Origin of the sequence: Streptomyces sp. NPDC001530 (genome assembly GCF_042894545.1) — a bacterium.
Classification (GTDB): domain Bacteria; phylum Actinomycetota; class Actinomycetes; order Streptomycetales; family Streptomycetaceae; genus Streptomyces.
Window position 1 is genome coordinate 18,923 of sequence record NZ_JBIAVS010000038.1, and the last position, 20,474, is coordinate 39,396.

Genomic DNA, 20,474 nt, shown 5'->3' on the forward strand with positions numbered 1-20,474 from the left:
GTGCTCCTTGTTCGATCTCCTCCGGAATCCGCTCGTCGCGGTGGTCCCAGTCAAGGCTGTGAGCAGGGCGTACGCATGCCGGGTACGGCGAATGGGTGAAGCGCACCCTTGGACGGGCAGGTGTTCGAGAGGATTTCGGGAGCATGAGTTCGAGAGGATGAGGACGACCGGACGGTGAGACGACCGGACGGTACGGACTGGGTGGAGGCGGCGTGGGCGGGCAACTGCGGCACATCGGAGTGGTGGAGCGGCGGGCCCGGCTCGCGCTGCGCCAGCGGCTCGCGGTCGACGCGCGGGCGGCGACTCCCGAGGAGGTCGCGGATGCGCTGGTCGCGCTGCACGGCACCGACCCGGCGACGGTGTACCTGGCGGTGGGCGCCCGGCTGGCGGACGCGGGGGCTGTGGGGGGCGCCGGGGATGCCGGGCTCGGGCAGGACGCCCGCGACGCCATCTCGACGGAGGCGGCACGTCTGCAGGCGTGGGTGGGGTGGACGCGGGTGACCCCACGCTTCCGGACACCACTGGAACGCGAGCTGTCATCGGGGTGAGTTTTCTCGCCCCCTCCGCCCCTACCCGTCCCGTACCTGGGGCTCCGCCTCAGCCCCCGCTCCTCAAACGCCGGGGCGCCACCGCAGCGACGCGGTGGCGCCCCGTGCCGGCGAGGCTGATGTGCGGCCCCTCCGGCGTTTGATTGAGGACGACCGCGTCAGCCCCCGGTCACCCCCCGAGCACCTTCGCCTCCACCGCCGGGTCCAACCCCACCGCCGGCCGATCGGCCCGTCGCGGCGGGACCCCGCCAAGGCCCCGCAGCCAGCTCCACGTGTCGGCCACGGTCTCGGAGACGGGCCGGCACCGCAGCCCGGCCGCCACCGCACGGGAGACATCCGCCGAGTGGAGCGCGTCATGAAGGTCGCTCCCGGCCGGCACCCACACCGGCAACTGCGTCCACGGCTCGATCCCGGCGTCGAGGACGACGTCCGGTTCGGTCCACCGGAGCTCCGCCTCGGCCCCGGTAGCCCGGACGCACGCGTCGAGAAGACCCCCCATCGTCGTGTGCCCCCGCGGACTGACGAGGTTGTACGCCCCGCCCAGCCCCGCCTCCACCGCCCCGAGCATCCACTCGGCGAGGTCACGGACATCGACGTACTGGAGCGGCAGATCACGGGGCCCGGGCGCGAGCACGGGACCACCCCGGGCGATCCGGTTCAACCACCACGGCAGCCGCCCGATGTTCTCGTACGGCCCGAGGATCAACCCGGACCGCACCAGCAACGCCCCCTCCGCACCGAAGGCGTCGAGCGCGGCCAGCTCTCCGCCCCGCTTGTCCCGCGCGTAGTCGGTCTGCTCCGCGCCCGCAGCGGCCCCCTCCACGAGGGGCGCGTCCTCGGCGTACCCGGCGACGGGGGCCCACGCGTACACGGAACAACTCGACACGTACACATACCGCCGAACCCGGCCGGCCAGCAGCCGAGCCGTGTCGCGGACGGCCCGCGGCGCCGCCGACCAGGTGTCGACGACGACATCCCACTCACCGTCGGCGAGCGCCGCAAGCCCGTCGGGCACGGTGCGGTCACCCAGCAACGACCGCACCCCGGCGGGGGGTTCGTGTCGGCCCCGGTGGAAGACGGTCACGTCCCAGCCTCGGCCGAGCGCCGCCTCCACAGCCGCTCGCCCCACGAATTCCGTACCGCCCAGCATCAGAAGTCTCATGCCGGTGACTCTGCCCGGACGACCCGCCGGACGGAACGGGAATCTGCTGACAGAAGATCCGCTGCCAGCGGCGTATCAGGGGGCGTTATCAGCGGCGTACGGTCAACGCCCGGTCGGCGGCGCGTACTTGTACCCGACCCGCCGCACCGTCTGGATCGCCTTACGGTGCTCCGCGCCGAGCTTGCGTCGCAGCCGGGCGATGTGGACGTCCACGGTCCGCCCGTCGCCGACATGCCCGTAGCCCCACACCGTGGTGACCAGCTGGTCCCGGGTGTGCACCCGGTTCGGGTGGCCGACGAGATGAGCGAGCAGCTCGAATTCCAGGTAGGTGAGGTCGAGCGGCCGTCCGTCGACCTCGGCGGTGCGCTGCACGGCGTCGATGCGGACGAGCGGGGCGTCGCCGTCGGCGGCCGCCGACGGCTCGCGCTGGTCCGGCACGGCGACCGGCAGCGCCGGCTGCTGGTCGGCCGGTACGAGGACCAGGTAGCCGATCATCGGCGGCTGCCCGGGCAGTACGGGCAGGGCGTGCTGGGGAGCGGGCAGCCAAGTGGCGCCCGGCGGCAGGAAGTCGGCGACGTTCACCACCTCGTCCCGGTCGACGGCACGCAGTCGGTGCCGTCCGGAGCCGGTGGAGGCCGTGGGAGCGGTCGCGAGGGAAGAGAAGGAACGAGTGGTCGCCATGAGAGGTCAGCTCTTTCGCGCGAGAAGTTCGTCGGGAAGGTCGACGACCGCGAGTTCGTGGTCGGGGCCGTCGAGGACGTACGTCGTGCGCGCTGGCCGAAGGCCGGGGTGTACGGCTTTAGAGGGCCGGCGCGTTCATCGCGCGGCAACACACCCGGTCGAAGTCGTGGTGCTGACGGGAAGGCCAGAAGGGCTCGAGGTCATGGCGACCTGTCGCGGTGTACTTCTGGAAGCTGGCCATGCCCCCATTGAAGCAGAAGCCGAAGCCGGGCAGGAGACTCCTCTCACCGGTCGGACGCTTCCTTGGCCCGAACTTGACGCTGCGTCCCCTCACCCGACCAGCCGTTTGTGCCATGTCAGCGCCGTGACCGTGATCGCGCTGTCCGGGGAACCGTCCCACTCCGTGGACAGTCCGGCCGCGCCGAGCGCCGCGACGACCTCGCGTCCGACGGCCGCGGTGGTCTCGGCCGAGCCGTCGAACCCGCCGTACAGGAGCATCAGCCCGTGCCCGGCGGCCGCGCTCTGAGTGCACTGCGAGTGGAAGTAGACGAAACCGCGCGCTGCTTCGCGGCGCTCGTCGGCTATCTCGGCCGTGCCGCAGGTGCGGCAGCACGTGAAGTTCTCGCGCGCGGTGATGCCGTCCGCGTCGAGCGCCTCGAAGGCCCGGGTGACGCGCTCCGGGTCCGTGACCCCCTCCCAGGTCTCCTGCTCGGCGAGGCGCTCCAGCCACAGCCGGTCCACGAGCTCGCGGGCCTGCGGCTTGGACACCGGCCGGTAGTCCCCGTCGACCAGACATTCCTCCGCGTCCTCGGCCAGCCGGGCCCGGTCGTCGTACCCGCAGCGCAGCAGCTCCCGTACGCGCTCCTCGACCTCTTCGCGTACGTCGGCGGGCAGCTCGGGGACCTCCTCGGCGGGGTCGACGGGAACCGGCTCCCAGGCGATCCCCGCGTCCCAGCCGTCTTCCTTGCGCACCCAGCCCACCATGGCGTCCGCGACCCGGCCGGGGTCCGCGACATCGGTCCCGAAGAACAGCTCACGGCTGTCCCGGTACTCCAGCCGGTAGTCCCCGCCGCTCTCGTGCCACACCTGGAGGAAGACATCCGGGATATCCGGTATGCGCTGCACGACCAGATAGCGGTCGCCCTCGCCCCCGATCCGGTGCACCAGGTCGCGCAGCTGCTGCCCCGAAATCCGCGCGTGCGTCTGCCAGTTCTCCGTCTCGACCTTGATGGCCAGGGCGTCGTTGTGGTCCATGGATCAAGACTGGCATGCGCCACTGACAACGCGAGGGGGCGCCCACCGGGATGGTGGACGCCCCCTCGCGGAGCTGCGGGGCGGATCAGACCTGGCCGGCCTTCTCCAGGGCGGTGCAGCAGGTGTCGACGAGCAGACGCGTCACCACGTACGGGTCGACGTTGGCGTTGGGACGGCGGTCCTCGATGTAGCCCTTGCCGTCCTTCTCGACCTGCCACGGGATACGGACCGAGGCCCCACGGTTGGAGACGCCGTAGGAGTACTCGTTCCACGGGGCGGTCTCGTGCAGACCGGTCAGGCGGTCGTCGATGCCGGCGCCGTAGTTCTTGACGTGGTCGAGCGGCTTGGAGCCCTCGCCCAGCGACTCGCACGCGGTGATGATCGCGTCGTAGCCCTCGCGCATCGCCTTCGTGGAGAAGTTGGTGTGCGCGCCCGCGCCGTTCCAGTCGCCCTTCACCGGCTTCGGGTCCAGCGTCGCGGAGACGGCGAAGTCCTCGGCGGTGCGGTAGAGCAGCCAGCGGGCCACCCACAGCTGGTCGGCGACCGTCAGCGGCGCCAGCGGGCCGACCTGGAACTCCCACTGGCCGGGCATGACCTCGGCGTTGATGCCGGAGATGCCGAGGCCCGCCTTGAGGCAGTTCTCCAGGTGCGCCTCGACGACGTCACGGCCGAAGATCTCGTCCGAGCCGACACCGCAGTAGTAGCCGCCCTGCGCGGCCGGGAAGCCGCCCTCGGGGAAGCCGAGCGGGCGCGAGCCCTTGAAGAAGGTGTACTCCTGCTCGATGCCGAAGATCGGCTCCTGCGCGGCGAACTTCTCCGCGACCTCGGTGAGCGCGGCACGGGTGTTGGACTCGTGCGGCGTCATGTCGATGTTCAGGACCTCGCACAGGACGAGGACGTCGTCGCCGCCGCGGATCGGGTCCGGGCAGGTGAAGACCGGCTTGAGTACGCGGTCGGAGGCGTGACCCTCGGCCTGGTTCGTGGAGGACCCGTCGAAGCCCCAGATCGGCAGCTCGGCACCCTTGGCGTCGTCGCCCAGTATCTTCGTCTTCGAACGGAGCTTGGCCGTCGGCTCGGTGCCGTCGATCCAGATGTACTCAGCCTTGAAGGTCACGGGCCACATCCTTCGGGGTGTGTCTTAGGCGCACTTGCGGGTGCTGCGGCGCTGCGGCACTGGGGCGCCGCGGGGGATGCCCGGCAGCCTGTCAACAGGCGATTTCCCGATCATTGCCCGAATGTGAACCCCGTGTTACCTGGGCTGTGTGTGCCCGGTGTCACGCGACCTCGCGCGACGGGAGTCTGTGCGCGGGAGCGTTCGCGACCGCGATCGGCGGGCCCTGCCGATCCCGCCGGTCCGTCTGTCCCGGGAGCGACCGCTCGTATGCGAGGGGAGTGAACCCGGCATGGGCGGGGGTACGGGCGCATGCGCACGCGAAGGCCCTGCCGCTCCCGACCGGGAGCGGCAGGGCCTTCGGCCCATGGCCGACCGTCACCCCACCTTCTCGATACGGGCCTTGCGGATCAGGAATTTGCCGGGCTCCCGGACCTGTTCGAACGCCGCGTTGTTCAGCAGGACGCAGCTGCCGGAGACCGAGGTGACTTCCACGGTCGTGGACTTGTTGTTGTCCAGGTTGGTGACCTTGAGCTTCGTCCCGGCCGGGAACTGGTTGCTGGACGCGGCCGGGGCGCCGCCCTCACCGGAGAGCGTGACGGTCGAACCGGCACAGACCTGCTGACCGGTGGCGGCGCCGCCCCCGTTGTTCGCCGGGGCGGTCTGCGCGGGCGCGGACTGTGCGGGCGCGGACTGTGCCGGAGCGCTCTGCGCGGGAGCCGACTGCGCCGGCTGCGTGGCGGCCTGGGAGTCCTGAGCCGACTCCCCGACCGTGCAGCCGGACGCCTCCTGCTGGCGCTTGATCTGTGCGATGACGGCCTCGCGGTTGGCGATCCGGGCCGCCGACTGCGCGTCGGGACTGGCCTTTTGGCCGTCGATGAACTTCTGGTTGTTGCCGAGCGCCGTGGCAAGGCCCTTGCAGACCGCCGAGCTCTGCGCGTTCTGCACCGGCGCCGCGTTCGAGGTGGCGGCCAGGGCGAAAGCCCCGCCTCCGGCCACGGCCGCGGCGCTGACCAGCAGTGCGAGCTTCTTCTTGGTGCTGAGAGTTCTCCTACGCGACATGCGCGCCTCCTGGATGAGGGGGAGCGGTACGTCGCTATGTACGAGATGCCGAACGAGGTTACTCAACGGTTACAGGAGTCACTGAAGTAACATAGATCACAAGGGAGTTGGCGACCACACCTGTGCCTACCGGGACAAAACATCCCGCACCGCTTCATCCGTGCGCGCCACGACGGCCGTCCCGTCGTCCGCGGTGATGATCGGCCGCTGGATCAGCTTCGGATGCTCGGACAGCGCGGTGATCCACCGGTCCCGCGAACCGGCGTCCCGCACCCACTCCTTGAGCCCCAGCTCCTTGGCGACGGCCTCCTGGGTCCTTGTGATGTCCCACGGTTCGAGCCCGAGGCGATCGAGTACGTCGCGGATCTCGCCCTCGGTCGGTACGTCCTCCAGGTAGCGGCGGACCGTGTAGTCGGCGCCCTCCGCGTCGAGCAGGCTGAGAGCGCTGCGGCACTTCGAACAGGCCGGGTTGATCCAGATCTCCATGCCGCACACGTTACGTGAGACACCCTCCTGTGCTGGTGTCACGGCACTCCCAAAGCCCTTGTGGCCAGCGGCTTTTGTCAGTGCTCGACGGTAGAATAGAAGCAGTGTTCGAGGGTGCCGCCGGGGGGTCCGGATGGTGCCCTGACCGCGACAGGAGGATGCCTGTGCCCGCTGCCGCACTGAAGCCGCTGCCCACTCAGTCCACGTCCAAGAGGGCGGTCCTGCTGGACCTGCCGTACGAGCCTGTTGAGAAGCGCCCGCTGCCGCCGGGGCGTCCTCGCGAGTGGTACGTCACGCACAACCGTCGCCTCAAGGCGATGCGTCTCGCGATCGCTCTGCTCGACTCCGGTGTCTACATGCCGAACCAGGCGCGCAACGAGAAGATACGCAGCACCGCGGAACTCATCGGTGTCCACCCGCCGTCGGACACCACGTGCCACATGGTCCGCGCCCTGATGAGGTACGCGCGCTGACAGGGGTTGGCGGGGGCAGGTTTTCTTCGCCCCCGCCGCCCCTACCCGTCCCAAACGCCGGAGGGGCTGAATCTCTTTCAGCCCCTCCGGCGTTTGAGGACGAGCGTGTCAGCGCGATACGGGGGGTCTGGGGGGCGGAGCCCCCAGGGACGATGGGGGTCCCCCCTGCTCGAGCGAAGCCGAGAGCTTGGGGGAGGGAAGGGGCGGAGGGGGCGAAAAACCCACCGCACCACCAGCCGACGGTGCTGCTAGCACCACCCCCCACCGGGGTGCCCAGCCCAGTGACCCCGTCCGGCGGGTCGGTGAGACTGGGGCGCATGGAGACGCAGAGCAGCGATGTGCGGACGCGAGGGCGGGAGGCCGTCGTGGCCGGGGTACGGGGACTCGCGGTCGCCGTGGTGGGCCTGGCCGGCTCGGTCATCCTCTTCGTACTGACCGTCGTATCGATCGCCCTCGTGCCGCTGGGCATAGGAATCGTCACCGCCCCATGGGCACTGACCGGCGTACGGGCCTTCGCGAACGCACGGCGGATCGTCGCCGCGGAGTGGTGCCAGGTGAGGATTCCGGCCGCGTACCGGCCGATCCCGGAGCACGCCAACCCCTGGACGCGGTGCTTCCGGATGCTCGGGGACCCTGCCACCTGGCGGGATCTGGGGTGGCTGCTGGTCGACATGACCGCCGGGTTCGCCACCGCGCTGCTGTCCGCCGCACTGCTCTTCTACCCGGCGGAGGGTTTCGCGCTGGCCCTCGGACTGTGGCGGGTGTTCACCGACGGCACGGGCAGGGTCGGCTGGTGGTACGGCTTCGTGCCGGTGTCCGGACAGGGCAGCGCCCTCCTCGCGGGTGCCCTCGCCGCCGTACTCCTCGTCGCCGCCTACTACCTCTCCCCACCCCTCCTGCGCCTCCACTTCCAGCTCACCCGCTCCGTGCTCGCCTCCGGCCAGGGCGAACTGGCCGAGCGGGTCCGCGTGCTGACCGAGACCCGGCGTGACGCCGTCGACACCTCGGCGGCCGAACTCCGGCGCATCGAGCGGGACTTGCACGACGGAGCGCAGGCGCGGCTCGTCGCGATGGGGATGGATCTGGGGACCATCGAGGCGTTGGTCGAGAAGGATCCGGCCAAGGCGAAGGAGTTGCTCGCTCAGGCCCGGCAGTCCTCCGCCGACGCGCTCACCGAGCTGCGGGATCTCGTCCGCGGCATCCATCCGCCCGTGCTCGCGGAGCGCGGACTCGGCGACGCTGTCAGGGCGTTGGCGCTGCGGCTGCCCCTCGCGGCCGAGGTGGACGTCGACTTGGACGGCCGTGCCGACGCGCCCGTCGAGTCCGCCGCGTACTTCGCCGTCAGCGAGGCGCTGACCAACGCGGTCAAGCACTCCGGCGCCGACCGCGTCTGGGTCGACCTCCACCACACGGACGGCATGCTGCGCATCGCGGTCACCGACAACGGCAAGGGCGGCGCGCGGATCGGCGCGGGATCGGGCCTGGCCGGAGTCGAGCGGCGACTGGGTACATTCGACGGCGTCCTGGCCGTCAGCAGCCCCGCGGGCGGTCCCACCATGGTCACCATGGAGATCCCTTGCGTGTTGTCCTAGCCGAAGACCTGTTCCTGCTGCGCGACGGACTGGTCCGGATGCTTGAGGCGTACGACTTCGAGGTCGCCGCCGCCGTCGAGAGCGGGCCCGAACTCAGCCGAGCGCTGGCCGAGTTGGAGCCGGACGTCGCCGTGGTCGACGTACGGCTGCCGCCCTCGCACACGGACGAGGGGCTGCAGTGCGCGCTTCAGGCCCGCCGCGACCGGCCGGGGCTGCCGGTGCTCGTCCTGTCCCAGCACGTGGAGCAGCTGTACGCGCGGGAGTTGCTCGCCGACGGTACGGGCGGGGTCGGCTATCTGCTCAAGGACCGGGTGTTCGACGCGGAGCAGTTCATCGACGCCGTACGCAGGGTCGCCGCGGGCGGTACGGCGATGGATCCGCAGGTCATCCAGCAGCTGCTGTCGCGGCGGTCCACCGTCGACCAGCCGCTCGGCCGGCTCACCCCGCGCGAGCTGGAGGTGCTCGAACTGATGGCACAGGGACGGTCGAACGCGGCGATCGCGGCCCAACTCGTGGTCACGGAGCGGGCGATCGCGAAGCACACCTCCAACATCTTCGCCAAGCTGGGCCTGGAGGTCTCGGACGACGACAACCGACGCGTCCTCGCGGTGCTCGCCTATTTGGATCAGGGCGCCCGCTGAATGGGATCGGGGAAGCAGGGCCCAGGCGCCGCTGAATATCAGTCAAAAAGCACCGCCAAACCTGTTTCAGGAGATCAACTCCCGGAGAAACGCGGGCTTCTGGGCCCATTGTGCCGGAATTGACCTCACGAACTTCTAAGATTTTCCGAGGTTTCTGAACGCCTCACGCGCCCCCTCCGTATGGAATGGCGCCGCTTCACTCCTGTCGGGCGCCTCGATGCCCCCGCAAGGAAGTCAGAGGAGTTCCATGGGACGCAACATACGAAAACGCCGTTCGCCGCTGGCCGTTCGCGCCGTGGCCGCGTCGGCAGCTCTCGCGATCGGCGGGGGCGGGCTGATCTGGGCGAATTTCTACGCCTCGGCACACGAGGAGAACAATTCTCCCAATACCACGAAGGCCGCCTCCGCTCAGGTCGCCACGATCAGCTGCCCTGACGTCGGGCAGAAGTTGACCAACGTGCCGAGCGGGGCGAAGTCGGGCGTCGACACGGAGCTGGCGACTCTCGACAAGCAGATCACCGAGGCATACGCCCGGCTGGCCTCGACGCGACAGGCCCAGACGAACGACGCGGGCTTCGTACAGAACGCCATCCTGAGCCCGCTGAAGGACAAGCGGACCGCGGTGATCGACCGGATCAAGATCGACTTCAGGCGGGTCGGCGCCACCGCCCCGGGCTCGCTGGACGGTCTCGCCGCCTGTACCGGGACCACCGCCGACCAGGCCCAGACCAACGCGGGCGGCGGCTGGAACAACAACGGCGGCCAGCAGAACGGCGGCGCCTCGGCCAGCGCGGCCCCGAGCGCCTCGGCCAGCCAGCCGGCCGGCAACGGCGGTCAGCAGAACGGCAATGGCGGTCAGCAGGCCGGCAATGGCGGTCAGGCCGGAAACGGTCCTGTCGCCGCCGACTTCGTGGATATCACGAAGGTCCAGCCGAATGTCGCCCAGAAGGCCCGGACCCAGGCCGGCGGTTCGAACGGCACGTTCACGAGCATTTGCGGTGTGAACGCCAACAAGAAGTTCAACACCGACAACGTGATCGTGGCGCCCGGTGTCACCAATGGCGCACACCACCTGCACGACTACGTCGGCAACCAGTCGAACGACGCCTTCGCCAACAACGACACGTTCGCCGCAGCCCAGACCAGCTGCACGAACCAGGGCGACAAGTCGTCGTACTACTGGCCGGTCGTGCGTATCCAGAACGGTACGCAGGACTTCGACCAGAACAACGACGGCGGTGGCAAGGAAGGCAACGTCGGCGCGATCCAGCAGGCCAAGCAGGCGCAGATCAAGTTCGTCGGTAACCCGAAGAGCAAGGTCGTCGCGATGCCGAAGTTCCTGCGGATCATCACCGGTGACGCGAAGACCACGACCAACGGCCTCGCGAACGCCAACGCCCACTGGAGCTGCACCGGCTTCGAGAACAAGGTGCAGCTGACGACGCAGTACCCGATCTGCCCCCAGGGCAGCAGCGTGGTGCGCACGTTCAAGTTCCAGAGCTGCTGGGACGGCCAGAACATCGACAGCGCGAACCACCGTACGCACGTGGCCTTCGCCGACGCCCAGGGCAACTGCGCCAATGGCTTCAAGGCGATCCCGCAGCTGTCGATGCGCCTGGTGTACAACGTGCCGGCGCCGACCATCGAGAACGGGCAGGTCAAGAACGCCTACGCGGTGGACGGCTTCCCGGAACAGCTGCACAAGCCCGCAACCGACCACGACGACTTCATCAACGTCTTCGACGAGAACGTGATGAACAAGATGGTCAACTGCGTCAACAGCGGCCAGCGCTGCAAGTGACGCACTGAGAAGGCCGGTGGCGGGATCTCCCGCCACCGGCCTTCGTCACTGCCGCACGAAGCAAGGCCGTCCAAGTCCTGCGCGGTCAGCCGCTGTGGTGACCGGAGTGCGTGGTCTCGGTTCCCCCACCACCGCTACTCCCCGAGTGGTGCGAGGCCCCCTCCTCCACGGTCCCGCCGAGCTGGCCGCGCAGCGTCGTGACCATCTTCTGGTCCCCCACGGCGACCCACTTGGCGCCGACGAGGTACGAACCGCCGTAGTCCTTGGCCCCGTTGAGCCACTCGCGCTGGCCGCGGTCGGTGGCGAAGGTCGCCAGGATGAACTTGCCGTCGCTGATCCTGCAGACGCCCTGGCGGATCTCGTCGGCGTCCGTCTGGATGTCCGGCTTGCACTTCACCTCGGCCGCCAGGTCCTCCAGACTGCCGGTCGCCGTGGCCGGGACCTTGTCGTCCGTGGCCGCCTTGTCGCCCGATCCGCCGCAGCCGGTCAGCGTCAGCAGGGCCACGGCGGCCCCGGCCAGAAGCGTCTCGCGTGTCAACCTCATACGTTCCTCCGGTACCTGTCGGCGCTCACGCCGATAAGAGCCCCGGCGGGGACTCTGCCTTCGATACGGCTCCCGGGCGCGCCGCGCTCAATCGGCCGCTGTTCCGCGGGTAAATGCCGCTGCCGCCAGGGGCACAGGTGTGCGAGGGTGTCCCCCGTGAACGAAGACTGGGAAGAGCGTACGGCGGCCGCCTGGGCCACGTTCGACGACTACGAAGAACAGGACGCGGCGGACTTCCGGGCGGTGATCGACGCGCTGGTGGCCGAACTGCCCGCCGGCAGCCCCCTCGGACCGTTCGAGCAGGCCTGCGCCTGGGACTCGACGGGCCACTCGGACAAGGCCGCACCGCTGTACCGGGAGGCGCTCGCCCGCGGCCTCAGCGGCTACAAGGGCCGCCGCGCCAAGATCCAGCTCTCCAGCTCGCTGCGGAACATCGGGCAGGCGGAGGAGGGAGTCAAGCTCCTCACCCCCGAACTCGACGCGCCCTCGGACGAGTTGGACGACGCGGTACGCGCCTGTCTCGCGCTCTGCCTGTCCAGCCTGGGCCGCGACCGCGAGGGCCTCTCCCTCGTCCTCGGCGCCCTCGCGCCCCATCTGCCGCGCTACCAGCGGTCGATGGCGAACTACGCGCGGCTGCTCGTGGAGCCCGAGGAGTAACGCCCCGGGGGACCAGGTGACCATCCACCGATTCGCTCGTTTTGCTGAACGTGCAGTCACAGGATGTAGCCCCGCGCCCCGCGCCCCCCTCAGGACCGGTCGTCGACGTCGAGCAGGCCGAGGCCGCGCTCGTCGAGCACTATCCCCGGCTCGTCCGGCTCGCCTATCTGGTGCTGCCGCCGAGCCTCGGCCGCAACCGACGGGTGCTGACCGCGCACGCCCTCACCCAGCGCGCGCTGCCCCGGGGCCGTACGTCCGGTGACGCGTCGGTCATCCCGGCCCAGCAGACCGCCGACGGCCGCGACGGCGACCCGGGCTACGCCTTCGTCCGCCTCCGGGTGGTGCGTACGGCGCTGGAGGCGGGCCTGCCGCTGAAACGGCGGGCGTGGCCCAAGCGGTCCCAGCTGCCGCCGCTGCTGCCCCAGGTGTGGGGCCTCAGGCTCTTCCCACGCTCGGGCGGCGCCGACGAACTCGCCCTGGACCAGCGGCTGTCCGCGCTGTCCGCGCCCGCCCGCGCCGCGTATGTGCTGCGCGGTCTGGAGAAGCTGTCGGACGCGGACGTCATGAAGGTGCTGACGGCGGCGGGCGTCAAGGCCCCCGGTACGGCGCTCTCGGAGGCCGGCGGGGTGGCGGCCCAGGACGCCCTCCTCCACTCCCCCGAGTTCGATCCCTGTTCGCTGCACGCCCGGCCGACCGATCTGATGCGGCGCAGGCAGCACATGAAGGCCGCGCTCGCCGCCACCGCGGCCGTGGCCGTGTGCGGCGCCCTGCTCGGTCTGCCCGGCGACGGATGGGGCCCGGACGGCGCCGCGGCACCCTCCTACGCGCAGAACCCGGCGGCCGAAGCCGCCCTGAATCCCGCCCGGTTGACCAGGGTGGCGGCCACGGCCTGGCAGTCGTCGGCCCGCACCGACTTCTCCGTGTGGCCCGCGCGCGGCAACCTCGTCAAGGACACCGCCCTGCTGCGCCGCGCCCTCGCCGTATGGGCTCGGCCCGGCGAATCCGTGCAGCTCTCCTGGACCCCCGGCACCCCCTTGGGCGCCCCGCCCGGACCGCCGCAACTGCTGTACGCGGGCGACGTCGACCAGGCGCGCGTGGTGCTCCTCTACGACGGTCTGCGCATCGCCCGGTACGCCGAGCCGAAGAACGGCACCAGCGAGGCGGGCCTCGACTTCGCGCGCGTCGACGGAGCGAGGGGGGCCGAGGCGAACGCGGTGGTCCTGGACCGTGCCGACGGCAACGTCCGCTATCTGACGGCCCCTTGGGTGACCAAGGCCGCCGAGCGGGACCTGCTGAAGCCGTCCTCCGGCGCGATGGACCTCGACCTGTCGGCGGATGGCATCACCTCGCCGCTGGCCGGCCCGGCCCAGCAGACCGGCGCGTGCACGTCGTGGAACGTGCTGCAACTGAAGGACGACTCCGGCACCCGTCTGATGGCCGACCTCGGCGAGCTGACCCCGGCCCACCTCACCTCGGGCCGCCCCTCGGCGCCCCACGAGGCGTCCGGCGCGGAGGCCCTGCGGACCTGGTCGCCCTTCGCCTGCTCCCTCGCCGCCGTGCGCTCCCAGGGCGTGCGGTCCGTGAACGCCTGGCAGTATGCCGAGCAGCCGCTGCCCGACGCGAGCGGCAGCGCGGAGTGGGTCTGCACCCGGGCCGACACCTGGCGGGGCGGCGGCACGCGGGTGCTCGCCCAGTTCCACACCCCGGGCAGCGCGTATGGGGCGGTCGCGGCGAAGGCCGAGAACTCCCCCGCGTGCGGCTCCCGCGACCCCCATGTGCTGGCCAAGGTGCTGTGGAAGTCGACGGCGGGGTCCTGGTATCTGCTGGCGGCGGGCAGCCGGGACACGGAGTCGATCCGGGCGACGGGCGGAGTGCGCGGTGCCTCGCAGGGCCACCTGCTGACCGTGCGGGCCGAGCAGGGCGCGCAGGCGGGCCTGAAGGGGACGCTGAGCGACGGCAGGTCCATCAGCGGACTGCGCTAGTCGCGGTGCGTCGCGGCCTTCAGGCCCGGCTGTTCGTCAGCGGTTGAAGGACTTGCCCAGCTCGAAGTTGCTGCCCTCCGCGAAGCCGAGGCTGGTGTTGGTGAAGGACTTGGAGCCCGTGCCCGTGGCGCTGCCCGGGAGCGCCCACAGACCGCCGAGGTAGCCGTCCGCGGCCCCGGCGTGGACGGTGTACACGCCGAGCAGCGCGTCGGCCCGGCCGTCGCCGTTGACGTCGGTGGCCTTGGCGCTCGCGCCGAAGCCGCCGTACCGGATGGCCTCGCCCGGCACCCCCGCCGTGTTCTGGGTGAACGAGGTGGCGCCGCTCCCGGTCAGCCCGCCGGGGCCGCCGCGCAGGACGGTCACCTTGCCGGGGTCGGTCAGGTTGCTGTGGTTCTCGTCGGGGCTGGTCGCGATCACGTCCGGGTAGCCGTCCCCGTTGACGTCCCCGACGGCGACCTGCTTGCCGAAGTGGTCCGATCCGACGTCGGAGTTGCTGTCGGGCACGCCAGGCGTGTCCTGGCTGAAGTGCACCGGCTTGCGGGCCGGGTCCTGGCCGTTGGCGCCGCCGTAGACGACGAGGAACTCGCCCTTGTGGTCCAGGGCGAAGGGCTGCGGAACGACCACGTCGTCGTGGCCGTCGCGGTCCAGATCTCCGATGGCCAGGCGCTCGCCCTGGCGGTGGTTGAGCTCGCTGCCGAGCGCGTCCTTGAGGGTGCCGATGTCCGTGAGTCCCCCGGAGCCGCCGCGCAGCACATGGATCCCCTGCGTCGGATCCAGCGTTCCGGAGTCCCACGACACCAGCACGTCGGTCACGCCGTCGCCGGTCAGGTCCCCCGTGGCCAGCATGGTCTCGGCGTAGTAGGGCGTTCCGGTGGCGACTCCCAGCGGCTTGCGGGACGCGGCCGAACCGGTGCGGGTGAAGGGGCCGAGCAGCAGCGTCCCGGCCTCGCCGCCGCGGCCGTTGCCGACCACCAGGTCCCGCTTGCCGTCACCGTTGAAGTCGCCGGACGCGAGGTCGATGCCGGCCAGCTGGCGATCGACCGTGGGGGTGCCGAGCTTGACGGTGGTGCCGCCGTGGTAGGTCAGGCCGTCGGGGCCGCCCCAGATCAGCGTCACCTGGCCGGCGTCGGTCCAGGTGGTGTCGCCGGAGACATAGCCCTCGCGGGGGGCCGACACGGCCAGGTCGGCGTAGCCGTCGCCGTCGAAGTCGCCGGTCGTGGAGGCGTGGCCGAACCAGTCGACGGACTCGGCGGTGCCGGGCACCCCGGCGGTGTTCTGGGTGATCAGCTTGCGGTGCGTGCTGCTCAGGCCGCTCGCCGAGCCGTAGAGCACCATCGCCGCGCCGCTCAGGTGCCGTGTCGACGTGGAGTGGAAGGGCAGGTTGAGGACGACGTCGCGGTAGCCGTCGCCGTTGAAGTCGTCGGAGAGCTGCTGGGCCGGGGCCGCGGTGGCCGCGGGCGTGGAGGTCAGCGCGAGACCGCCGGCGGCGAGCGCGGCCGTGGCGGCGCAGGCGAGGACGCGTCTGAGGGACATGTGCACCGAATGGTCTCCTGTTGAGTTCGTGCAGGTAGGCGCGTAAGTGACCTGTGTGGCGCGGACTTGGTTGTACGGAACCCATGAGTCCGTCTCTGCGACCCCTGCTCCACCCGCCTCTGAGTCCGTCCCTGCACGAGGGTTCCCCGCGGACTTACCCGTCAGTACATTGACAACATGTCTAATACGCAGGCCCGGCTGCCCCGGCCGGTCGAGTCCGAGCGGGTGGCGCTCAAGGCGCGGAAGGTGTCGTTCTCCTGGGAGGACACGCCGTTGCACTGGGTGCCGGGGGATCCGTTCGCCACCCACACCATCAATGTGCTGCATCTGCTGCTGCCGGCCGGTGAGCGCTGGTTCGTGCACGTCTACAAGCAGGTGCTGCCCCACATCCGCGACGAGCGGCTGCGCGAGGACGTCATCGGGTTCATCGGGCAGGAGGCGATGCACTCGCAGGCGCACGACGAGGTACTACCGCACCTCAAGGAGCTGGGGCTCGACCCGACGCCGTACACCGCGCAGGTCGACTGGCTCTTCGAGAAGCTGCTCGGCGATCGCACGCTGCCGCCCGGGAAGGCCCGGGAGTGGTGGCTGATGGAGCGGGTCGCCCTCATCGCGGCCATCGAGCACTACACCGCCTTCCTCGGCAACTGGGTGCTGAACGCCGAGGAGTTGGACCGGCGCGGCGCCGACCCGACCATGCTGGACCTGTTGCGCTGGCACGGGGCCGAGGAGGTCGAGCACCGGTCCGTGGCGTTCGAGTTGTTCATGCACCTCGACGGGAGCTACCGGCGCCGTGCGCGGACCTGGGCGACCGCGTTCACCGCGCTCGTCTTCCTGTGGCAGCGCGGGGCGCGCTTCTTCATGGAGAACGACCCGACGCTCGCCGCGGGCAGGGCGAGCTTCAAGGATTTCTATGTGAGCGGGAAGCAGGGCGTGCTGCCGTCGACCGGGGACATGCTCAAGTCCATCCCCCGCTATCTCAGCCGTACTTATCACCCCTCCCAGGAGGGCTCCACCGAGCAGGCCGTCGCCTATCTCGCCTCCTCCCCCGCGGCCACGGCGGCGGAACGGGGGGTGGCCTGATGCTCCGGCCGCTGACCGTCGTGGCCGTCGCCGGTGCGGCGCTGCTCGTCAGGCGCGCGATGCGCCGCCGGATCGAGGCCTCGCCGCTGTGGCCGCTGCCCGCCCTGGAGAACCCGATCTCCGGGCGGCCGCGTTCCCGGGCGCTGCGGCTGCTGCTCACCCGGCACGAACGGGTCGCCGACGGGGTCGTACAACTGCGCCTGGAAGGGCGGGACTTGCCGGTCTGGGAGCCGGGCGCGCACCTCGATCTGATGCTGCCGTCGGGGCTCGTACGGCAGTACTCGCTGTGCGGGGACCCGGAGGACACGTCGTCGTACACCGTCGCGACACGGCTGGTCGAGGACGGGCGGGGCGGCTCGCGCGAGGTCCACGAACAGCTCCAGGAGGGCATGGAGGTCGAGGTGCGCGGGCCGCGCAACCGCTTCCCGCTCGCACCGGCGCCGTCGTACGTCTTCGTCGCGGGCGGCATCGGGATCACGCCGATCCTGCCGATGCTGCGGGCCGTCCAGCAGGAGGGCGCGGACTGGCGGCTGTTGTACGGCGGGCGGACGCGGGCCTCGATGCCGTTCCTGGAGGAGATCGAGAAGCTGCGCGGCGGCACGGTCACCGTCGTCGCCGAGGACGCGGACGGACTGCCGGACCTCGACGCGCTGTTCGCGGACGTTCCCGAGGGCGCGGCGGTCTACTGCTGCGGTCCGGAGGGGCTGATGGAGGCGGTCGAGGCCCGTCTCCCGGACGGGGCGACGCTGCACGTGGAGCGTTTTTCCGGCCGGGGGTCCGGCGGTCGTCCCCCGGGAGAACACAGCGCGCCCCATACGTCGAGCGAGGGCGACGGCGCCTTCGAGGTCGAACTGCGCCGCAGCGGACGGACGGTGACCGTCTCGGCCGACTCCACCGTCCTCGCCGCCGTGCGCGCGGAGCTGCCCGGCACCGTCTACTCCTGCGAGCAGGGGTTCTGCGGAACCTGCCAACAGCGGGTCCTGGAAGGGGAGATCGAGCACCGGGACGAACTGCTGACGGATGCGGAGCGTGGTGACTCGATGCTGATCTGTGTATCGCGGGCGCGCGGTGAGCGAATCGTGTTGGACATGTGAACACCCGTGGCCGGACCGGCCCGTTTCGGGCCGGATCCGATCGGTAAGGTGTTCGTATGACAACCGGGGTACGCCGCAGGATGGGTGTCGAGGAGCGGCGGCAGCAGTTGATCGGCGTCGCCCTCGAACTGTTCAGCCGACGCTCGCCCGACGAGGTCTCGATCGACGAGATAGCCTCGGCCGCCGGTATCTCGCGGCCGCTGGTCTACCACTACTTTCCCGGCAAACTCAGCCTGTACGAGGCGGCGTTGCAGCGCGCGTCGGACGATCTCGCGGGCCGGTTCGTGGAACCCCAGGAGGGACCGCTGGGGGCGCGACTGCTCCGGGTGATGCGCCGCTTCTTCGACTTCGTCGACGATCACGGGCCCGGTTTCGCGGCGTTGATGCGCGGCGGCCCCGCGGTCGGCTCGTCCACCACCAACGCGCTGATCGACGCCGTACGACAGGCCGCGTACCTCCAGATCCTCTCGCATCTGAAGGTCGAGGACCCGCCCGCCCGTCTCGAACTGGTGATCCGCTCCTGGATCTCGCTCGTCGAGTCGACGGCGCTGATCTGGCTGGACGGGCGGCGGATTCCGCGCGGCGAGCTGGAGGTGCAGCTCGTGCACGACTTCGCGGCGCTGGCGGCGGTGAGCGCCGCGAACGACGAGGAGGTGGGCGAGCTGCTGCGCAAGGGGCTCAAGGACGAGCCGGGCGACGGGCCGTTCAGCGACCTCGTCGTCCGGCTGGTCGCACTGGCGTCGCCCCCGGCGGCGTAATCCCCCTAGGCCTCGAACTTGCGGTACGACGGGTCGAGGTCGCGCACCTCGGCGGACACGTGCAGCGCGAGCCCGTCGGTGGGCTCGATGTACTTGCGCAGCAGCTCCAGCGCGGATTCGGTGAGCTTCGCCTTGGTGTCGTCGGTCCGGCCGGCGAGCAGGGCGATCGTGACGTTGACGATCGCCTGCCCGTCCGCGTCCGCCCCCACCACGTCGTCCTCGGTCCGCAGGGTCCGCGTTTTGCACGCTTCGAGCCGCGCGGCCGCCGTCTCGACGACCACGGGGTGCAGCGCGAGCGCGAACCCGCGCCAGTCGACGTGGTCGAGCGCCGAGGAGAACTCGACGGTGATCTGCGGCATGGGCACTCCTGTTCTAGGGGTCTCCCGGTCACCTTAACCGCAGCGCCAGCAGCGCGATGTCGTCCTCCCGGTCCCGGCCGAAGCAGGCGAGCAGGGTGTCGCAGAGGGCGGCGGTGCCGGGCGGGGCGGCGGCCGCGGCGGTGCGCAGCTGTTCCAGGGAGACCTCCAGGTCCGTGCCGCGGGTCTCGATGAGGCCGTCGGTGATCATGAGGAGCCGGTCCGTGGGCAGCAGGGTGACCTCGGTGGGCGGCGGGCGGTCCAGGCCGAGGCCGAGCAGCGGACCGCGCGCCTCGACGTATCCGGCGGTGCCGTCGTCGCCGACGACCAGCGGCGGGATGTGGCCCGCGTTGGCGATCCGGGCCCGCCCGCTCGCCGGGTCGACCAAGGTCAGACAGACGGTGGTCGTGGCGTCGGGGTGGTAGTGCTGCAGCATCTGGTCGAGCCTCCGGGCCAGTACCCGGGGTTCGGGGTCCTCGACGCAGTAGGCGCGCAGCGCGTGCCGGATCTCGACCATCACGGTGGCCGCCTCCAGCGAGTGCCCGACGACGTCGCCGACCGCCGTGAGCACCCCGGCCGAGGTATTCAGCGCCGCGTAGAAGTCGCCGCCGATCTCGGTCTGCCGGGAGGCGGGCACATAGCGGACGACGACCTCGACGCCCGGCATCGCGGACAACTCCTGTGGCAGGAAGCTGTGTTGCAGGGTCAGCGCGACATGGCGTTCCGCCTGGTACATGAGCAGTGGCTCGGCGGCCAGTGCGGTGGCCTGCGCGAGGCGGGCCACCAGGGTGTCGGTCCGCGGCGCCGGCTTGCGGTCGGTGCGCGCGGGGGTGGCGAGGCACACCGGTGTCCTGCCGTCCTGGGCCTGGGCCAGCACGAGGTGCGCGTCGTCGGACGCGCCGGGCCGGAAGAACCCCGCGGGCCACAGCGGCGCGGGGACGACGGTGCCGCGCACCCCGGTGTGTCCGGCGGTGGCGTGCCGGATCAGCCGGGCCACGGTCTCGTGCGCGCCCCGGTCGGGCAGCGCCGCCCGCGCCCTGCTCCGGGACATGCCGCAGAACAGCTCACCGTCCTCGGCCGGCACGAACACGGCGGCCGGCGAGCCGGTGAGCCGGGCGGTGCCGTCGGCCGCCGCGTCGGCGAGCTCCCGCAGACAGCGCGCCGTCTGGACGGCGGCGATCGTCTCGGACAGCAGCGTCAGCCTCCGTACGAGCGTCTCGGCACCCGTGCGCTTCCGGGCTCCGCGCACCGCGGCCCGTACGACCGCCTGGATCTCCTCGGGTTCCGCGGGCACCGCCAAGTACGCCTCGCCGCCCGCGTCCAGGCCCCGGCAGCGGTAGGCGGGTCCCGCGGACACGGCGGAGAAGTGCACCACGGGCAGGGCGGCCGTGGGCGGCTGCGCCTTGAGTCTGCGGCACAGCTCGAAGCCGTTCATGTCGGGCAGCCCGACGTCCACCAGCGCCACATCGGGCAGCACGCCCGCGCGCAGCCGTACGTCGAGTTCGACGAGCGCCTCCCAGGCGCTGGCCACCGGAATGACGCTGTGCCCGGCACGGCTGAGCACAGCGCCCAGCGCATAGCGGCCGGCCGCCGTGTCGTCGACCACCATCACGGTGGACTCCACGTCGTTGCCGTCCATACGAACAGCCCCTCGAG

The 20,474-nt window shown here is 70.9% G+C and carries 20 protein-coding genes and 1 pseudogene; 10 read left to right on the forward strand and 11 right to left on the reverse strand.

All coding sequences use genetic code 11. From position 1 onward, the window contains the following. Positions 1 to 212 precede the first annotated feature (212 nt). A pseudogene (locus tag ACFY0T_RS46330) lies at positions 213 to 399 on the forward strand (winged helix DNA-binding domain-containing protein); the annotation flags it as partial. Between the two features lie 318 nt (positions 400 to 717). On the opposite strand, the gene ACFY0T_RS46335 reads toward ACFY0T_RS46330, so the two are convergent. The 7 genes from ACFY0T_RS46335 to ACFY0T_RS46365 form a co-directional block, all read right to left on the reverse strand. Continuing rightward, a complete protein-coding gene (locus tag ACFY0T_RS46335; protein ID WP_388884588.1) occupies positions 718 to 1,710 on the reverse strand; it encodes an SDR family oxidoreductase in 993 nt (330 codons plus the stop codon). A 102-nt stretch (positions 1,711 to 1,812) separates the two neighbouring features. Beyond that, the gene (locus ACFY0T_RS46340) at positions 1,813 to 2,391 is read right to left on the reverse strand and encodes a winged helix-turn-helix domain-containing protein (RefSeq protein ID WP_388884589.1); all 579 of its coding nucleotides are present in this window, start codon (positions 2,389 to 2,391) and stop codon (positions 1,813 to 1,815) included. 118 nt (positions 2,392 to 2,509) lie between these two features. Then, positions 2,510 to 2,746: a hypothetical protein gene (locus tag ACFY0T_RS46345; protein WP_388884590.1), complete on the reverse strand. Its 237-nt coding sequence runs from the start codon at positions 2,744 to 2,746 to the stop codon at positions 2,510 to 2,512. Beyond that, positions 2,722 to 3,645, reverse strand: coding sequence for a DUF6891 domain-containing protein (locus tag ACFY0T_RS46350; protein WP_388884591.1), 924 nt, complete (start codon positions 3,643 to 3,645; stop codon positions 2,722 to 2,724). Before ACFY0T_RS46350 ends, ACFY0T_RS46345 begins: the two co-directional genes overlap by 25 nt. Before the next feature lie 85 nt (positions 3,646 to 3,730). Next, complete coding sequence (gene glnII, locus ACFY0T_RS46355; RefSeq protein ID WP_388884592.1) at positions 3,731 to 4,759, reverse strand: glutamine synthetase; 1,029 nt, start codon at positions 4,757 to 4,759, stop codon at positions 3,731 to 3,733. A 375-nt stretch (positions 4,760 to 5,134) separates the two neighbouring features. Continuing rightward, the gene (locus tag ACFY0T_RS46360) at positions 5,135 to 5,818 is read right to left on the reverse strand and encodes a hypothetical protein (RefSeq protein WP_388884593.1); all 684 of its coding nucleotides are present in this window, start codon (positions 5,816 to 5,818) and stop codon (positions 5,135 to 5,137) included. 126 nt (positions 5,819 to 5,944) lie between these two features. Further along, the gene (locus ACFY0T_RS46365; protein ID WP_388884594.1) at positions 5,945 to 6,304 is read right to left on the reverse strand and encodes an arsenate reductase family protein; all 360 of its coding nucleotides are present in this window, start codon (positions 6,302 to 6,304) and stop codon (positions 5,945 to 5,947) included. Between the two features lie 164 nt (positions 6,305 to 6,468). On the opposite strand from ACFY0T_RS46365, the gene ACFY0T_RS46370 reads away from it, so the two are divergent. From ACFY0T_RS46370 to ACFY0T_RS46385, 4 genes are all read left to right on the forward strand, one after another. Beyond that, entirely contained in the window at positions 6,469 to 6,777 is a 309-nt protein-coding gene (locus ACFY0T_RS46370; protein ID WP_388884595.1) for a hypothetical protein, read from the forward strand. Positions 6,778 to 7,094: 317 nt separating this feature from the next. Beyond that, a complete protein-coding gene (locus tag ACFY0T_RS46375) occupies positions 7,095 to 8,369 on the forward strand; it encodes a sensor histidine kinase (protein WP_388884596.1) in 1,275 nt (424 codons plus the stop codon). Next, positions 8,354 to 9,010 (forward strand): LuxR C-terminal-related transcriptional regulator, encoded by a 657-nt coding sequence (locus ACFY0T_RS46380; RefSeq protein ID WP_388884597.1) that lies wholly within the window; start codon positions 8,354 to 8,356, stop codon positions 9,008 to 9,010. Before ACFY0T_RS46375 ends, ACFY0T_RS46380 begins: the two co-directional genes overlap by 16 nt. Positions 9,011 to 9,257: 247 nt before the next feature. Further along, positions 9,258 to 10,811, forward strand: coding sequence for a DUF1996 domain-containing protein (locus tag ACFY0T_RS46385; RefSeq protein ID WP_388884598.1), 1,554 nt, complete (start codon positions 9,258 to 9,260; stop codon positions 10,809 to 10,811). Positions 10,812 to 10,896: 85 nt separating this feature from the next. Here ACFY0T_RS46385 and ACFY0T_RS46390 read toward each other — a convergent pair whose 3' ends face one another. Next, complete coding sequence (locus ACFY0T_RS46390) at positions 10,897 to 11,355, reverse strand: hypothetical protein (RefSeq protein WP_388884599.1); 459 nt, start codon at positions 11,353 to 11,355, stop codon at positions 10,897 to 10,899. Between the two features lie 156 nt (positions 11,356 to 11,511). On the opposite strand from ACFY0T_RS46390, the gene ACFY0T_RS46395 reads away from it, so the two are divergent. Beyond that, positions 11,512 to 12,012 carry a tetratricopeptide repeat protein gene (locus ACFY0T_RS46395; protein WP_388884600.1) on the forward strand — a complete coding sequence of 167 codons (501 nt, stop codon included), beginning with the start codon at positions 11,512 to 11,514 and terminating at the stop codon, positions 12,010 to 12,012. A gap of 50 nt (positions 12,013 to 12,062) precedes the next feature. After that, on the forward strand, positions 12,063 to 13,994 hold the full coding sequence (locus tag ACFY0T_RS46400; protein WP_388884601.1) for a hypothetical protein: 1,932 nt from the start codon (positions 12,063 to 12,065) through the stop codon (positions 13,992 to 13,994). Positions 13,995 to 14,030: 36 nt separating this feature from the next. On the opposite strand, the gene ACFY0T_RS46405 is transcribed toward ACFY0T_RS46400, so the two are convergent. Further along, on the reverse strand, positions 14,031 to 15,527 hold the full coding sequence (locus ACFY0T_RS46405) for an FG-GAP-like repeat-containing protein (protein WP_388884602.1): 1,497 nt from the start codon (positions 15,525 to 15,527) through the stop codon (positions 14,031 to 14,033). Between the two features lie 177 nt (positions 15,528 to 15,704). Between ACFY0T_RS46405 and ACFY0T_RS46410 the strand changes: the two genes are divergently transcribed. From ACFY0T_RS46410 to ACFY0T_RS46420, 3 genes are read left to right on the forward strand one after another with little or no spacing between them, the layout of a single operon-like run. Further along, the gene (locus tag ACFY0T_RS46410; RefSeq protein ID WP_388884603.1) at positions 15,705 to 16,610 is read left to right on the forward strand and encodes a metal-dependent hydrolase; all 906 of its coding nucleotides are present in this window, start codon (positions 15,705 to 15,707) and stop codon (positions 16,608 to 16,610) included. After that, the gene (locus ACFY0T_RS46415; RefSeq protein WP_388884604.1) at positions 16,610 to 17,704 is read left to right on the forward strand and encodes a PDR/VanB family oxidoreductase; all 1,095 of its coding nucleotides are present in this window, start codon (positions 16,610 to 16,612) and stop codon (positions 17,702 to 17,704) included. The genes ACFY0T_RS46410 and ACFY0T_RS46415 overlap by 1 nt, the downstream gene beginning before the upstream one ends. 56 nt (positions 17,705 to 17,760) lie before the next feature. After that, positions 17,761 to 18,462, forward strand: a complete 702-nt coding sequence (locus ACFY0T_RS46420) for a TetR/AcrR family transcriptional regulator (RefSeq protein WP_388884605.1) — start codon at positions 17,761 to 17,763, stop codon at positions 18,460 to 18,462. A 5-nt stretch (positions 18,463 to 18,467) separates the two neighbouring features. Here ACFY0T_RS46420 and ACFY0T_RS46425 read toward each other — a convergent pair whose 3' ends face one another. Together ACFY0T_RS46425 and ACFY0T_RS46430 are read right to left on the reverse strand one after the other, a co-directional pair. Continuing rightward, entirely contained in the window at positions 18,468 to 18,821 is a 354-nt protein-coding gene (locus ACFY0T_RS46425) for a 5-carboxymethyl-2-hydroxymuconate Delta-isomerase (protein WP_388884606.1), read from the reverse strand. A 28-nt stretch (positions 18,822 to 18,849) separates the two neighbouring features. Next, entirely contained in the window at positions 18,850 to 20,457 is a 1,608-nt protein-coding gene (locus tag ACFY0T_RS46430) for a SpoIIE family protein phosphatase (protein ID WP_388884607.1), read from the reverse strand. Between the last annotated feature and the right edge of the window lie 17 nt (positions 20,458 to 20,474).

Excerpts from the sequence above, each read along its gene's own strand:
- ACFY0T_RS46425 (WP_388884606.1), bottom strand. The coding sequence starts at position 18,821 with ATGCCGCAGATCACCGTCGAGTTCTCCTCGGCGCTCGACCACGTCGAC.
- ACFY0T_RS46365 (WP_388884594.1), bottom strand. The coding sequence starts at position 6,304 with ATGGAGATCTGGATCAACCCGGCCTGTTCGAAGTGCCGCAGCGCTCTC.
- ACFY0T_RS46390 (WP_388884599.1), bottom strand. The coding sequence starts at position 11,355 with ATGAGGTTGACACGCGAGACGCTTCTGGCCGGGGCCGCCGTGGCCCTG.
- ACFY0T_RS46375 (WP_388884596.1), top strand. The coding sequence starts at position 7,095 with ATGGAGACGCAGAGCAGCGATGTGCGGACGCGAGGGCGGGAGGCCGTC.
- ACFY0T_RS46335 (WP_388884588.1), bottom strand. The coding sequence starts at position 1,710 with ATGAGACTTCTGATGCTGGGCGGTACGGAATTCGTGGGGCGAGCGGCT.
- ACFY0T_RS46385 (WP_388884598.1), top strand. The coding sequence starts at position 9,258 with ATGGGACGCAACATACGAAAACGCCGTTCGCCGCTGGCCGTTCGCGCC.
- ACFY0T_RS46405 (WP_388884602.1), bottom strand. The coding sequence starts at position 15,527 with ATGTCCCTCAGACGCGTCCTCGCCTGCGCCGCCACGGCCGCGCTCGCC.
- ACFY0T_RS46340 (WP_388884589.1), bottom strand. The coding sequence starts at position 2,391 with ATGGCGACCACTCGTTCCTTCTCTTCCCTCGCGACCGCTCCCACGGCC.
- ACFY0T_RS46345 (WP_388884590.1), bottom strand. The coding sequence starts at position 2,746 with ATGGCACAAACGGCTGGTCGGGTGAGGGGACGCAGCGTCAAGTTCGGG.
- ACFY0T_RS46360 (WP_388884593.1), bottom strand. The coding sequence starts at position 5,818 with ATGTCGCGTAGGAGAACTCTCAGCACCAAGAAGAAGCTCGCACTGCTG.
- ACFY0T_RS46415 (WP_388884604.1), top strand. The coding sequence starts at position 16,610 with ATGCTCCGGCCGCTGACCGTCGTGGCCGTCGCCGGTGCGGCGCTGCTC.
- ACFY0T_RS46350 (WP_388884591.1), bottom strand. The coding sequence starts at position 3,645 with ATGGACCACAACGACGCCCTGGCCATCAAGGTCGAGACGGAGAACTGG.
- ACFY0T_RS46410 (WP_388884603.1), top strand. The coding sequence starts at position 15,705 with ATGTCTAATACGCAGGCCCGGCTGCCCCGGCCGGTCGAGTCCGAGCGG.
- ACFY0T_RS46420 (WP_388884605.1), top strand. The coding sequence starts at position 17,761 with ATGACAACCGGGGTACGCCGCAGGATGGGTGTCGAGGAGCGGCGGCAG.
- ACFY0T_RS46430 (WP_388884607.1), bottom strand. The coding sequence starts at position 20,457 with ATGGACGGCAACGACGTGGAGTCCACCGTGATGGTGGTCGACGACACG.